At 38.5% G+C, this 14,883-nt stretch carries 12 protein-coding genes; 3 read left to right on the forward strand and 9 right to left on the reverse strand.

All coding sequences use genetic code 11. The features are described from left to right. Positions 1–73: 73 nt before the first annotated feature. The 3 genes from MSG95_RS01265 to MSG95_RS01275 form a co-directional block, all read right to left on the reverse strand. Entirely contained in the window at positions 74–1,105 is a 1,032-nt protein-coding gene (locus MSG95_RS01265) for a substrate-binding domain-containing protein (protein ID WP_004700123.1), read from the reverse strand. A 447-nt stretch (positions 1,106–1,552) separates the two neighbouring features. Next, complete coding sequence (locus MSG95_RS01270; protein ID WP_019457717.1) at positions 1,553–2,932, reverse strand: amino acid permease; 1,380 nt, start codon at positions 2,930–2,932, stop codon at positions 1,553–1,555. Positions 2,933–3,071: 139 nt separating this feature from the next. Continuing rightward, a complete protein-coding gene (locus MSG95_RS01275; protein ID WP_004700119.1) occupies positions 3,072–4,793 on the reverse strand; it encodes an alpha-keto acid decarboxylase family protein in 1,722 nt (573 codons plus the stop codon). Between the two features lie 134 nt (positions 4,794–4,927). Between MSG95_RS01275 and MSG95_RS01280 the strand changes: the two genes are divergently transcribed. Continuing rightward, positions 4,928–5,413 carry an Lrp/AsnC family transcriptional regulator gene (locus MSG95_RS01280; protein WP_004700117.1) on the forward strand — a complete coding sequence of 162 codons (486 nt, stop codon included), beginning with the start codon at positions 4,928–4,930 and terminating at the stop codon, positions 5,411–5,413. 70 nt (positions 5,414–5,483) lie between these two features. Here MSG95_RS01280 and MSG95_RS01285 read toward each other — a convergent pair whose 3' ends face one another. The 3 genes from MSG95_RS01285 to MSG95_RS01295 form a co-directional block, all read right to left on the reverse strand. Continuing rightward, positions 5,484–6,914 (reverse strand): aldehyde dehydrogenase family protein, encoded by a 1,431-nt coding sequence (locus MSG95_RS01285; protein ID WP_004700116.1) that lies wholly within the window; start codon positions 6,912–6,914, stop codon positions 5,484–5,486. A 286-nt stretch (positions 6,915–7,200) separates the two neighbouring features. Further along, positions 7,201–8,733 carry a pyridoxal phosphate-dependent decarboxylase family protein gene (locus MSG95_RS01290; RefSeq protein WP_004700113.1) on the reverse strand — a complete coding sequence of 511 codons (1,533 nt, stop codon included), beginning with the start codon at positions 8,731–8,733 and terminating at the stop codon, positions 7,201–7,203. Positions 8,734–8,735: 2 nt separating this feature from the next. Then, positions 8,736–10,109 carry a diaminobutyrate--2-oxoglutarate transaminase gene (locus MSG95_RS01295; RefSeq protein WP_004700112.1) on the reverse strand — a complete coding sequence of 458 codons (1,374 nt, stop codon included), beginning with the start codon at positions 10,107–10,109 and terminating at the stop codon, positions 8,736–8,738. A 466-nt stretch (positions 10,110–10,575) separates the two neighbouring features. On the opposite strand from MSG95_RS01295, the gene MSG95_RS01300 reads away from it, so the two are divergent. Next, complete coding sequence (locus MSG95_RS01300) at positions 10,576–11,277, forward strand: SIMPL domain-containing protein (RefSeq protein ID WP_004700109.1); 702 nt, start codon at positions 10,576–10,578, stop codon at positions 11,275–11,277. A 55-nt stretch (positions 11,278–11,332) separates the two neighbouring features. Here MSG95_RS01300 and MSG95_RS01305 read toward each other — a convergent pair whose 3' ends face one another. Next, the gene (locus MSG95_RS01305) at positions 11,333–11,965 is read right to left on the reverse strand and encodes a TetR/AcrR family transcriptional regulator (RefSeq protein ID WP_004700108.1); all 633 of its coding nucleotides are present in this window, start codon (positions 11,963–11,965) and stop codon (positions 11,333–11,335) included. A gap of 119 nt (positions 11,966–12,084) precedes the next feature. Between MSG95_RS01305 and MSG95_RS01310 the strand changes: the two genes are divergently transcribed. Then, positions 12,085–12,549: a hotdog fold domain-containing protein gene (locus MSG95_RS01310; RefSeq protein WP_004700105.1), complete on the forward strand. Its 465-nt coding sequence runs from the start codon at positions 12,085–12,087 to the stop codon at positions 12,547–12,549. A 32-nt stretch (positions 12,550–12,581) separates the two neighbouring features. Here MSG95_RS01310 and MSG95_RS01315 read toward each other — a convergent pair whose 3' ends face one another. Together MSG95_RS01315 and MSG95_RS01320 are read right to left on the reverse strand one after the other, a co-directional pair. Then, positions 12,582–13,676, reverse strand: coding sequence for a fatty acid desaturase family protein (locus MSG95_RS01315; protein ID WP_004700103.1), 1,095 nt, complete (start codon positions 13,674–13,676; stop codon positions 12,582–12,584). A 12-nt stretch (positions 13,677–13,688) separates the two neighbouring features. Then, positions 13,689–14,759: a ferredoxin reductase gene (locus MSG95_RS01320; protein ID WP_077164815.1), complete on the reverse strand. Its 1,071-nt coding sequence runs from the start codon at positions 14,757–14,759 to the stop codon at positions 13,689–13,691. Positions 14,760–14,883: the final 124 nt, after the last annotated feature.

Genomic DNA, 14,883 nt, shown 5'->3' on the forward strand with positions numbered 1-14,883 from the left:
ATAATTTGGGAAAAACGTGTTAGACAAAAAGGCTGATGATCACTTGGGATCACCAGCCCCTATTCAAAACAAATTATTTAACAGTTTTACCTGCTTTAAAGTCAGCCAAGACTTTAGCGCGTTCTGCATCAGACATTGCGATTAAACCGTCACGCTCAGCTTTAGAACCTTTACCAGTCGCTTTTTTGCTTAGGAAGTATTCTACATACTGTGGTAAACCTTTAACTGATTTTAAGTGTTCGCCTTTCACATAGAAGAACAATGGGCGAGATACAGGGTATGTACCGTTTAACACAGTTTTCTCAGAAGGAAGTACGTTGTTTACTGATGCTACACGTAACTTGTCACGGTTCATGTCATAGAAGCTTAAACCGAACACACCTACCGCACTTGGAGAAGTTTTTAAGCGAGCTAAAGTTTCTGTATAGTCGCCAGCAATTTCAATTACACGACCGTCTTTACGGAAAGTCGAACATGCTTTCTTCTGAGCGTCTTTATCTAAGTTTTTGAAGTATTCGTATGATTCACAACCAGCATCAATCATTTTCTCTTGGAAAACTTCACGCGTACCATGGTTAGACGCAGGAATTACAAGCGTAATAGGTTCGTTAGGAAGTGATTTATCGATTTGGTTCCAGTTTGTATATGGGTTTGGAACCAATTTACCTTTTGAAGGTAACTGCGCAGCTAAAGCAGCAAACACATGGTAAGGCTTTAATTTATAAGCTGCTTTGTGTGAGCTAGACGCGAATACGATACCGTCATAACCAATTTTGATTTCTTGAATTTGTTTTACACCAGCTTTGTTACAAGCTTCAATTTCAGTGCTTTTAATTTTACGAGAAGCGTTTGCAACGTCGATTGTGTTGTCACCAACACCTTGACAGAACTGCTTTAAACCAGCAGAAGAACCACCAGAACCCACAACAGGAGTTTTAAATTGAGGGAATGTATTACCAAACTCTTCAGCTACAACGCTGGCAAACGGTAATACAGTTGAAGAACCAGCAATTTGAATCGTATCACGAGCTGCATTTGCAGTCGTAGTTACAGCGGCCCCAGTTACTGCTAACGCAATTGCGATTTGACGTGGATTTAAGCGCATTCTGTTCTCTCTCATTAATGCAATAGGTTGTACGTCACTTTTTGTTTAGTGCTTGTACGCTCTTCGATAGCTGCATTGTGAATAGAAAATATGACAAATAAGTTACAGTATTATGACGCTTTAATGATTTTTAAAATTGGGACTGTCATATTTCTAATTCTATTTTATATCAATTATTTAATCTTATTTTACAAGGTAGCTCGCACTCAAGTTTAATCTTGAATATGACAAACTCTCAAATCAACAAATTGATAATTTTGCTTAAATTATAAAAACTTAATGAATTGAGATTACAAAATTATTTTACTAACCCATTTTTTATTTTTTTACATGTCATATTTATTTTGAAAAATTATTTCGCTCAAACATGAAAATATTATGACAAAAAGATAAACGGTTATCTGCCCTTTGTCAGATAACCGCAATATCACTGTAAATTTAAGCTTATTAGTTTGATTGCACTTCTGGCATTGCGACCATTTTTTTACGGTACTTCAAGAAATACATGATAGCTAAAGCCGCCAACCAAATAGGCCCTAAAATAACAGCCAATCTCATATCTGGCGTCATCGCCATAATAATAAGAATAAAGCATACAAAGCTAATGGTTAAATAATTACTCCATGGACTCATAATGCTTTGGAACTTAGTTTGGCGACGTTGTAATTTCATTGCTTTGGTAAATTTCAAATGTGTGACTGAAATCATAAGCCAGTTAATGACAAGTGCTGCCACAACCAACATCATAAAGATCTGAAACGCTTGACCAGGAATTAAGTAGTTCACTACCACACATACAGCTGTGATTGATGCAGAAACAACCGCTGCCGGAACTGGAATACCACGACTGTTCACTTTCTTCAAAATTGCAGGAGCATTACCCTGCTCTGCTAAACCATGCAACATGCGGCTATTACAATAGATACAGCTGTTATAAACCGAAATAGCAGCAATTAAGACCACAAAGTTAAGAACATTTGCCACGCCATTACTATTGAGTGACTGGAAAATTAAAACAAACGGGCTACCACCTTCTGCAACCATATTCCAAGGGTAAAGACATAAAAGAATACCAATTGCACCGATATAAAAAATCAGGATGCGGTACACAATTTGATTTACTGCTTTTGGAATTGTTGTTTCTGGTTTCTTGGTTTCTGCAGCCGCAATACCAATAAGCTCTAAGCCACCAAATGCGAACATAATGACAGCCAAAGCCATAATAAAGCCATGAATACCATGCGGGAAAAAACCACCGTGTTGCCATAAATTTGCAACACCTGCTTGCGGACCTGCTGAACCGGAAAATAATAAATAAGCACCAAAGCCAATCATGCTTAAAATGGCAACAATTTTAATGCAGGAAAATAAGAACTCGGATTCCCCAAAAAAGCGGACATTTACCAAGTTAATGCCGTTAATTAAAATAAAGAAAAATAATGCAGTCATCCATGTCGGAATTTCGGGCCACCAAAATTGGATAAACGTACCAATAGCACTCAGTTCGGCCATACTAACTAGTACATACAATACCCAATAGTTCCAACCAGACATAAAACCAGCCATTTTGCCCCAATACTTGTTCGCAAAATAACTAAAAGAACCACTCACTGGTTCTTCAACAACCATTTCACCTAAATGGCGCATAATTAAAAAGGCAATAATTCCTGCAATTGCATATCCTAATAAAATTGAAGGACCAGCCAATTTAATTGTTTGTGAAAGACCTAAGAATAACCCTGTTCCGATCGCTCCTCCGAGTGCGATGAGTTGAATATGCCGATTGGATAAGCCTTGTTTTAACTCGTGCTTATTGTTTGCATCCATAACATTATCTCCAATGTTGGTGTCACTTCCTGTACACCTTTATTCAGCACTACATCCGAAGATCAGAAACCGACCTTCGGACATAAGTTGCTTTAATATGAGTCCATTTAATTTTAAGAAGACTTGTCCTATCTTCTATTTAAAACGAGCTTGCATCCTTACATTTAACTGGCTGGGAACGCTCCTTTAAAATTTCGTAGCCACGATCGCCGTAGTCAAAACGCGCAATCACAGAAGCAAATTTTTTCAAACTTACAGGTGCATCCATTGCAGGTAGTTTTAATTCAATAAAAGTTAACTGGTCATTTAAATGAACATTGTCTAAAACGCTCTTTAGCTGCCCTGCTGTTTCAACCACATAAGTGGTATGGCCTTTTTTACCGTTAAATACCGCTGGAATTTCAGTGTATTTCCAGTTTTGCACGTCGTTATAGGCAGCATTTTCACCCATAATTAAGCGCTCAATGGTGTAGCCGCCATTGTTCAACAAGAAAATAATTGGTTTTAAACCGTGACGGATAATGGTAGAAAGCTCTTGTACCGTAAGCTGGAAAGAACCATCGCCAATAAACAAAATTTGACGGCGTTCAGGGGCAGCCAACAAACTACCAAGCAAAGCTGGTAATGTGTAACCAATAGAACCCCAAAGCGGCTGTGCAATATATTTAGCTGTAGCAGGCAGCTTTATACCCGACAAAGCAGAGTTTGATGTCCCGACTTCACCAATAATCACATCATCTTCTTTTAAGAATCCTGAAATATAATTCCAAAGCACATCTTGGCTTAGTTTTTGTTGAGCTGGAGCTTCAACTACTTTCTGAGGATGTTTTTCGAGAAGAGGTGTTGATGATTTACGTGGCGCAACTTTTTTATTTAGCTCAACAAGTAATTGTCCAATCTCAATACCTGGAAAATCCTGACCAAAAATATTTAGGCCATAAGATTTAATTTCGATGTAGTTCTTGGTTTCAATTTGATGAGTAAATACAGCTGACCCCACATCGGTAAAACGTGCACCAATACCAATCAAACAGTCAGATTGCTCAATGATATTTTTCACATGCGGTTGGCTTGCCCCACCCACATAAGTCCCGATATAACGAGGTGAGCCTTCATCCATAATATTTTTTGCAGTATTCATACCTGCAAATGGAATCGAGCATTTTTGAGATAAATCATTTAAAAGCGACGTTACACCAAAAACTGAAGCTTCATTATCAATAAGAAGTGCTGGGCTTTGAGCATTCTCAATAATGTCACAGAGTTTTTTTACCACAGTTTGTAATAATTCAGGTTCAACAGCTGGGTAGCTTAAGTCGAGCGGACGCTCAGATACTTCAATTTTAACGTGGGTAATATCGCCTGGTAGTTGAATGTGTACAGGACGGCGTTCAAGGAAACACTGACGTAATACACGGTCAATTTCAAAGGCTGCATTTGCTGGAGTTAAACGAGTTTGGGCAACTGTAAACTCTTTCATACAGTTCATAATATTGTCATAGTTACCATCGACAAGCGTATGGTGTATGAGAGTACCCCTTTGAACTGCATGTAACGGTGGAATTCCTGAGATATGAATAAGAGGTACATTTTCTGCGTAGGCACCTGCAATACCATTAATCGCACTTAAGTCACCTACACCATAAGTGGTTGCCAAGGCAGAAAAACCGTTAATTCGTGCATAACCGTCTGCTGCATAGGCAGCATTTAATTCATTACAATTTCCAATAAATTCGAGTTGTGGGTCTGCTTCAACTTGTTCTAGATATGAGAGGTTAAAATCACCAGGTACACCAAAGAGATGTTGGATACCCATTTGTTTTAAACGAAGATTTAAAAAGTCACCGATTTCTATGAACATTGCTCTATATCCTTTGAGACCAATTTTTATTCCATAGAAAAATAATATTTCATCTACCTTTTAGATTTCGTGCATAATGAAAACGCATTTTAATAAAAATACATGATTTGTGTATCATAAAAGGATTTTATGCAATGGATAAGTTCGACTGGCAAATCATTCAAGCACTACAAAAGAATGGACGGCTCACCAATCAGGAAATAGGAGATTTAATCGGTTTATCTGCTTCACAATGTTCTAGAAGAAGACAGTTACTCGAGCAAAAAGGCATAATCTTAGGTTATACCGCGCGCATCCAGCAGCAGGCGCTAGGCCTGGAAGTGACGGCAATGATTCATATTAATTTAAGAACACACGAGGCAAAGTCACAACAAGCTTTTCAAGAATTGATTGAAGCCGAAGATAATATTCAAGATGCGTTTTCAATTAGTGGTGATGCAGATTTTATTTTAAAAGTTGTTGCTGAAAACTTAGAACAGCTTTCTCAATTTGTGACTGAAAGGTTACTTTCTTATAATTTTATAGGTCACATAAAGTCTTACATTGTTCTTAAAAAAATTAAAGAACAGAATCATTTTTTAATCAAACCTAAAAGTATGAGCTATCATCACTCCCAATAAGCAAGCCAAGCTTTCCTACCTTATCAGTGAAAATAAAAGGCGGATACTAGATCCGCCTTAAAATTAATATTTAGACTTTACTGATATGAACCGTTTGCCCAATCGTATTTTCAAGCAAACCTTCCAAACCAAACTCGGCACCTATACCAGACATTTTCCAGCCACCAAAAGGTGCATGAGGCAGGACTTCTGCATGGGTATTAATCCAAACAGTACCGCATTGAAGTTGAGTAGCATAAGTTTGAGCAGCTTTAATATCGGAAGACCAAATTGAGCCACCTAAACCAAACTCACTGTCATTGGCACGAGCAATTGCATCATTGATATCTGTATATTTTAAGATAGGCAATACTGGACCAAACTGCTCCTCTTGCACCACGCGACAAGAGTCAGAAACTTCAGTCAAAATAGTTGGCGCAATAAAGTAGCCTTGCTCTGGTAGCTGTTGTTGTCCAGAAAGTGCTTTTGCACCTTGTTCAATCGCTTCAGCAATAAGCGCTTTCACTTTGTTATATTGCATTTGGTTTTGTACTGGGCCAAATGTGGTAGAAGACGCCATACCATCACCTACAACTTGAGCATTGGCAATGTCAGCTAACTTTTGAGATAAAGCCTCATATTCGCTTTCATGCACGTATAGACGCTTTAAGGCTGCACATGTTTGACCAGCGTTTAAGAACGCCATGTTAAAAATCTTGGCTGCAATTTCATCGATATTTGCATCTGACAATACAATACCAGCATCATTACCACCCAACTCTAAAGTTAAGTGTTTTAACTGCTGAGCTGCACCAGCCATAATGTGCTGGCCTGTTCGAGTTGAACCCGTAAACACGACTTTTTGTACATCTGGATGAGAAGATAGCGCTTCGCCAATCTCACCAGCACCAACCACAATTGAAATAACACCAGCAGGAACTTCTTGCTGAATGATTTCACATAAACGTAAAGTCGATAGTGGTGTGTATTCAGAAGGTTTGCTAATAACAACGTTACCCGCGCGTAAAGCAGGCATGATATGCCAAACCGCAATCATGAGTGGCCAGTTCCATGGTGTAATTGAAGCCACTACACCTAATGGTTGGCGATGGCGCTCAATACGCTTAGTTTCACTGTCTTCAATGACTTCTACAGGTAAATCCATAGCAGCCGCATACCGCGTCCAACCAATTGCACCCTGCACTTCCATTTGCGCAAGTGCGAGTGGCTTACCTTGTTCAAGTACAACCAACTCTGCAAGCATTTCAGCGTGCTTTTCAATGCCATCTGCAATCTTGTTTAAGATTGACTTACGCTCTTCGTGGGAGACTTGTTGCCAAGCTTTAGATGCCTGTTTAGCTGCACTCACTGCCTGATTGACCTGTGCAACTGATGCTTTTGCACAACGTGCAGCAGTTAAGCCAGTAGCAGGGTTTAGAATTTCTAGTTCACCTTGCTCACCTGAACAAAGTTGACCGCCAATAATGAGTTTAAATTCATTGAGCATATTCGCTTGTTGCATTTCTTCTTCCTTGTCTTAATTGTAATTACAGCCACTTACTTTTTTCAGTTAAAGCGGGATTATTTAAAGTAAGTACGATATTGATATATCAATGCGACCCAAAATATCGGTAACATACCAATACAATAAGAAATTTGCTCCCCATAAATCATGCATAATTATTTTTGTTTTTTGAAAATATGCATGTTTTGTGCATATCAATCTCTTGTGATGCACACTTTAAATAAAAATAATATGTAATAAAAAAGCCCGGCAATAAACCGAGCTTTTTTTGTTATCAACTCAATTAGTCGATTGGTGGTACATAGTTACCAGAAGCAATTGCATCTTTAATGCGGTCAGCTTCAGCCAATACTTGACCTAAAAGGTTTTTAACATTTTCAAATGTCACAACAGGGCTTAATGTTGTCATTTTCAATGACTGTACATCACCCACTTTTGTTACACCGATATTTGCTTCGCCACGTGCAAACAATTCGTCTGCTACGTTTTGGTTCAAGCTATCGATAAACTCAACTGGGTAGCCTTGTGGCACAACACGGAACAATACCGAAGCAAATTGTGGTTCAACTAAAAGTTCTAAACCTTCAGTTGCCTTGATGTAATCTGCAACTTCACGAGTCAGTTTTACACCATGGTCAATCATTGAACCATATAGGTCTTCACCTAGTGATTCAATTGTCATCCACAATTTTAATGCATCAAAACGACGAGTCGTTTGTAATGACTTAGATACAAGGTTTGGTACACCATGTTCTTCGTCATAAGCAGAGTTCAAGTATTCAGCTTCATAATGCATGAAACGATAGTTCGCTTCGTCTTTCAACAAGAACGCGCCACAGCTAATGCTTTGGAAGTAATGCTTATGGAAGTCGAGGGTAATCGAGTCAGACAACTCAATACCATCAAGCATTGCACGATAGTCATTTGACAAAATCAGTGCACCGCCCCACGCAGCATCGATGTGCATCCATGAACCATATTTCGTTGTGATTTCACGAATTTTCTTCAATGGATCAATTGCACCAGCATCAGTTGTACCGGCTGTCGCAACAACACAAGCAACAACTTTGCCTTCAGCTTGAAGATGCGCCATCGTTTTTTCGAGAGCATCAACATCCATCTGAGCATTTTCATTCACAGGAACAGTCACAACTGACTGGAAGCCCATGCCCATCATTGCCATGTTCTTTTGCACAGAGAAATGCGCATTTTCAGAACAAATAACTTTGACGTTTTTCATTGCTTCAGCTGGAATACCATCACGCTGTACAGACCATGGATTACCATTTTCGTCTTTCCAGTTTTTCGAGATGCACCAGTCACGAGCAAGCAAAACACCCATCAAGTTAGATTGAGTACCGCCAGAAGTGAATACACCTGCCTGACCAGAACCATAACCTACTTTTTGACGCAACCAATCAATCAACTGAACTTCCATTAATGAACCTGCCGGGCTTTGATCCCATGAGTCCATAGACTGGTTAGTTGCATTGATTAACACTTCCGCAATCTGGCTCATCACCATAGTTGGGCAGTGTAAATGCGCTAATGAATGTGGATGGTGTACTTTCAAGCTTTTATTTAAGAAAAGCTCAATCATACGTTGAAGTGATTCTTGTACACCCATACCTTCTTTTGAAGGCTGGAAAGAAATTGCTGAACGCAATTCTTTGATGCTACCGCCTGTGTACATTTTTTCATTTTGCAACCATGCTGAAACGGCTTTTACCGCTTCGCCCATTGCTGACTCATAGTCAGCAATGGATTGTGCATCATTGCAGAGTAACGCTTTACGATGTTCTGCAAAATCCACCATTCTTACGCGCCTCGTACTGCAACCAATGCTTCTGCAATTGCTTTCTTAAAGCGGGCAATTACTTCCACACACTCTTCTTGAGTAATGATAAGTGGGCAAAGTAAACGAATTACTGTACCGTTACGACCACCTTTTTCAAGCAATAACTTGTTGTTAAAGCAAGCAGTCTGGATCGCAGCCGCTAACTGAGAGTCAGCAGGATGAGAACCGATACGGTCAGCAGGTTTACGCTCGTCAACGATTTCAACACCAATCATTAAACCGCGGCCACGTACATTACCGATACATGGGAATTCAGTAGCTAATTTTTTCAATTCAGCTTGTAGGAAGTCACCACGTTCTTGCGCATTTTGAGCAAGATTTTGTTCGCTAATCGTTTTTAGTACGACAAGGCCTGTACCCATAGCAAGTTGGTTACCACGGAAAGTACCGGTGTGACCAGCAGGCTGCCAAGCATCAAATTTACGTTTAATACCTAATACTGCAAGTGGTAAACCACCACCTACTGCTTTAGACATTACAACAACATCAGGTTCAATACCTGCATGTTCAAACGCAAACATTTTGCCTGAACGTGCAAAGCCAGCTTGAACTTCGTCTAAAATTAAAACGATGTTGTGCTTTTCAGTCACTTCACGGATTTTTTGCAACCATTTTACTGGAGCAGTAACAACACCGCCTTCACCTTGAATTGCTTCAAGAATTACAGCAGCAGGTTTTGTTACACCGCTTTCAACATCTTCAATAAAGTTTTCAAAATAGTAAGTTAAAGCATCAACACCAGCTTCACCACCCAAACCAAGTGGGCAGCGATATTCATGCGGATATGGCATGAATTGTACGCCTGGCATTAAACCGTTAACCGAGTTTTTCGCACTTAAGTTACCAGTCATTGCCAGTGAACCATGGGTCATACCATGATAACCACCAGAAAAACTGATTACTGAACTACGACCAGTGTAAGTCTTAGCAAGTTTAACCGCTGCTTCAGTCGCGTCTGCACCAGCAGGACCACAGAACTGTAAGCAGTACTCTTCTTTACCGCCTGGTAAATATGCTAACAACGCTTCAGTAAACGCATCTTTTAAAGGTGTGGTTAAGTCTAAAGTATGCAATGGCAAACCACTTGCCAATGTGTCTTGAATACTTTGAATCACCGCAGGATGATTATGACCTAAAGCCAATGTACCTGCCCCAGCTAAACAATCAAGGTACTGTGTACCTTCAACATCAGTAACCCAGCAGCCTTGTGCTTTCGCTATCGCTAACGGTAATTTACGTGGATAGCTACGAACATTCGATTCCATCTGACTTTGGCGAGTCAAATAATATTCGTTGGTAGCATTGTCGGCAGGGTTGACAGAAGTAACGCTCATATCGGATTACCATCTCTGATAAGGGTAGAAAGAAATAAGTCTGGTGACTTTTGGTCCTTTGACTCGGTGCTTTATAGAACTAGCGAAGACACATATTTTATATCTTGTAACTAGGAGCGCGATGATACCTAATTTTGCAAGAAAAAAAACGTCTTTTGTGTACTTTACTCATCTAATCTTATTGAAAATATGTATTATCCCAATAGTTATGATGAATTATCATCATACTATGTGACAACCTAAAGAAAATATTCTTTTTTTATATTAGTTTGATTCTTTAAGTTACATTGAAACACTTTAATTTTAAGCTTTTATTTTTTATAGTTTTTATTCTTACCAAAAATTAAAAAAATTGATTTAAATATTACAAATACCCCACAAAATCTGCCAAAGTTATGCATAACTTATGTTTAACATTTCTTAATGAAAAAAATTAAATTTATATTAATTTTTAAAGGATAAATTTATGCGTACTTTAGCAATATCTACTCTTCTACTTGGTACGGTACTCAGCCCTATGGTTTTTGCCCAAGATGATAATGCCCTTCACTACAATATTGTAAATGTACAAGCTGAAGCTTCTCGTCAGGTATCTAACGATGAAATGCATGCCACTTTGTATATTGAAAAAAGTAACAAGCAGCCTGCTGAACTTTCAAATCAGATTAACCAGTTAATGAATCAAGCGCTTGCAACTTCCCGTAAATACCCGCAAGTAAAAGTGGAAACTGGTGCTCAAAGCACTTATCCAATTTACGATAACGATAGCAATAAGTTAAAAGAATGGCGTGGTCGTGCAGAAATTCGTCTTGAAAGTAAAGATTTTAAAGCCGCTAGCCAGTTAGTGAACGAATTGCAGCAAAACTTCCAAACTCAATCGATTAATTTTACGGTTTCTGACGAACAACGTAAAAAAGTTGAAAATGAGTTGATGGTTGAAGCATCTAAAAACTTCCAACAACGTGCTCAAATGTTGACTCAAGCATGGAATAAAAACCAATATACATTGGTCAATTTAAACTTGAACACTAACAACTATTTCCCTCAACCCGTAATGCGTGCCAGCATGGCTAAGTTTGCTATGGCAGAAGCTGCACCGGCTCAAGACATGGCTGCTGGTGAGTCTAAAATTACCGTAAATGCAAACGGTTCAATCCAGTTTAAATAATTTATCTTTCAAACTAAAAAACCGCATAAAGAATGCGGTTTTTTATTGCTAAATATTAAGGTTTTAAACGCAAATCCTGCAATGAACTCCACGCTGCTTTAGCTAACACATCTTTGTAAACTTTAGGGTTGGATTTTACACGTTGTGATAACCACGCACGACAATAGCTCTCTGTAGAACCAATCACCAATGAAAGCAAAAGCTCATTTGGAATTAAACTTAATGCTTTAAATTCTTCAAAATTTGCAATCTGGCTAAATATATTTTGGTTTCTGTTCTTATTTCTTTGGACGAGCTGCTGGTGTTCTTCACCTTTCATCATGTTAAAACGTGCTGAATTTAAAAATCTTGCAAATTCAGGCTGCTCACTTACCCAGTCCACATAACTATGAATTAAAGAAAATACCACGTCTTGTAGCGTTTTGGCCTGTTTTAAGTATTCATCTCTTAGAACCGTTTGGTCATCTAAAGCTGAAAAAAATAATGCCGCGACGATACCCTCTTTATTTTTAAAATGATGATAAATCGCTCCAACACTCGTTTCTGATTTGGCACGAATCATTTCGATACTGGTCGTTTCTATGCCATGCTCTAAAAAACATATTAAAGCATCTAACAATATTTGTCGTTTTAAAGCAGCCCTTCTTCCGGGATACAAACGTTCTAATAAGTTTTGAGCAGATACCATTTTGTATTCTCTAACCAGTCATCGGAGATATTTTGAATGACTTGACGTCTATTTGTAAACAGAACTATATTCTTTAACAGAAGAATATTCTGTATTTAAAATTATAGGAAGTGAAAATCATGGCAACCACCTTAGAACTTTGGAAAAAAGTGACTGCTTTTCCTAAAGGAAAGTGGACATTCTCTCGTATGCTATGTCTAAAAGCGCCTTATTTCGGTAGCATTTCCCCTCTTTTTATTGAGTTAAAACCGAACTATTGCGAAATTTCTATTAAGAAGAAGCGCTCTGTCCTTAACCACATTGGGACAGTCCACGCAATTGCCATGTGCAATATGGCAGAACTCGCAGGTGGGACTATGACAGAAGTTACCGTCCCTTCCACACACCGCTGGATTCCCAAAGGTATGACTGTTGAATATTTAAAAAAGGCAGAAACAGATCTCATCGCTATTGCGACGCCTGTACAAGCTGATTATGACTGGGAAAAAGCAGGAGAATATTTAGTAAGTGTAGATGTTTACGATACTCATAAAGACAAAGTATTTCATGCGGTCATTACAATGTGGATTTCTAAAAAGAAATAAAAAAAGCCCTGAAATTTCAGGGCTTTTTTGACTTATTTTTTAAAAGGTAAAGCATATTTAAAGATACGACCTACAACCTGTCCAAACTGTTTCACCAGACTCGCATTGTTATAATTAATACCATATTTTTCACATACAGCCTCAACTTTTGGAGCCATTTGACGATAACGGCGTGCTGGAACATCAGGAAATAAATGATGTTCAATCTGATGGCTCAAATGTCCACTTAAAATATGTAATGCTTCTGAACCTTTTAGGTTTGAAGAACCACGAATTTGGCGCATATACCAGTGTCCACGGCTTTCTTCTTGTAAAACAGACTTTGGAAATACCTCTGCATCTTTTGTAAAGTGACCACAGAAAATAATCGTAAATGTCCACATATTACGCAGACCATTTGCAACTAGGTTTCCAGTAAATACAGGCAACGCTGCGGGCCCTGCAATTAATGGGAAGAACACATAGTCTTTAAAAAGTTGTTTACCAATTTTTTTATTAACTGGTTTTAACTCTTCTAAAAATTTGGCTTTAGTCTTACGTTTGTAAAGAACACGACCAATTTCAAGATTCTGAATTGCTACGCCCCACTGGAACAATAAACAAAACGGAATGCTATAAACAGGTTGGAGTAAAAAACCTGGTTTCCAACGTTGCTCTGGGAATAAACGGAGCAAGCCATACCCAATGTCATCATCAACACCTTTAATATTGGTATAGGTATGATGCTTATAGTTATGCGTTTGGCGCCAGTTATCAGATGTACCTACTGTGTCCCACTCATAAGTTTGACCATTAAACTTAGGGTCGTTCATCCAGTCATATTGACCGTGCATCACGTTATGACCAAGTTCCATGTTCTCCATAATTTTAGAGAAACCTAATAGACCTGTACCTAAAACCCATGCTGGCGGAAACCATCCAGCAAATAGACAAGCACGACCTAAAAGACCACTGTAACGAACTGCGGCATAGACACGGCGAATATATTTAGCGTCTTTTTCACCCAAATCATCCAATACTTCTTGTTTGATCTGATCAAGCTCTTTTGCAAATGCTTCAAGCTCTGCTGGAGTCAAATCGCGATTTTTAGGATTTTTAAAATATTCGACTTTCACTGGCATATTCATCAGAGTTCTCTCTTAAAGATCAATAACTAGATCGGATTGTGCTGAGTTGACACAAATCTTAAGTAACTGGCTTGGTTCAGTATTTTGACTACCGTTTAGCAAATTACGGGTAGAACCTTGCGCTTTACTACAAACACATTTATTGCAAATTCCCATACGACAACCATGTGTTGGCTTAAGCCCTTCATGCTCAAGGCTCACCAAAATCGATTGTCCCTTAGGAATTGCAATCACTTTATTAGACTGGGTTAATGTGACATTTACATAACCAACATCATCTGCAGAACTTTCATTAGTTAAACTAAAAGCTTCAGTCAGTACGGCTGGTGCTTGTTCAAAAAGCTCTTCAACAGTGGCAACAAAACCCGATGGACCACACGCATAGATTGTGCTGTTTTCAATATCATCAACTAACGCAATATGTTCAGCATTTAAACGCTCATCATTTGGTGTTTCTTGTGTATAGAACACCTGATAGCTAAAGTTTGGGTTTTGTTCAGCCACTTGCTCAAAATATTCTGTAAAAGCAGCATCAGAGCGCTGTTTTACCCAATATAAAAGCTGAACCTGTACTTTTTCTAACTGCTGGCTTTGCTTAATTGCTGTAATTAAACTCAACATTGGTGTAATACCACTGCCTGCAGCCAACATAATTAATTTCGGTGTCTGAATATTTTGTTGCATGTCACCATAAGGTTGACCAAGCTCAAAAATATCTCCAATTTTACTTTCAGCAATAAACCAGTTACTGACAATACCGTCAGCAACTTTTTTAACTGTTAAACGTAAGTGCTCAGCATCGATTTGCGTCAAGCTATAAGTACGTTCGTAACGGCGGCCAGCAATTTCAACAATAACAGGATGATGCTGACCTGCTGCGCCCGTTTTGACCAAACGGTTGCATTTTAGAGTAAGGCTCACAGTGTCATGAGCCACGAATTCTTTTTTTACAATTTGAACTAGTCCGTGCTGTACAGACCATAAAGGATTTATTTTTTGTAGCCAGAAACTCGCTATATTTTTATCAAATACAGCTTGTGTTAATGAATTGAATAGAGAATTTCTCTTTTCGATTGCTTGCATAACTGAGGGCTCTGTCGCTCTTTTTTAATTATTATACACATGTATATATATTTGTATATACACCCGTACTTTTAATTACAATTTCACAAGTTACCTGTCTAACGCTATAATCCAGACAGTTTAA

It is taken from the genome of Acinetobacter sp. IK23 (assembly GCF_035615275.1).
GTDB lineage: Bacteria > Pseudomonadota > Gammaproteobacteria > Pseudomonadales > Moraxellaceae > Acinetobacter > Acinetobacter seifertii.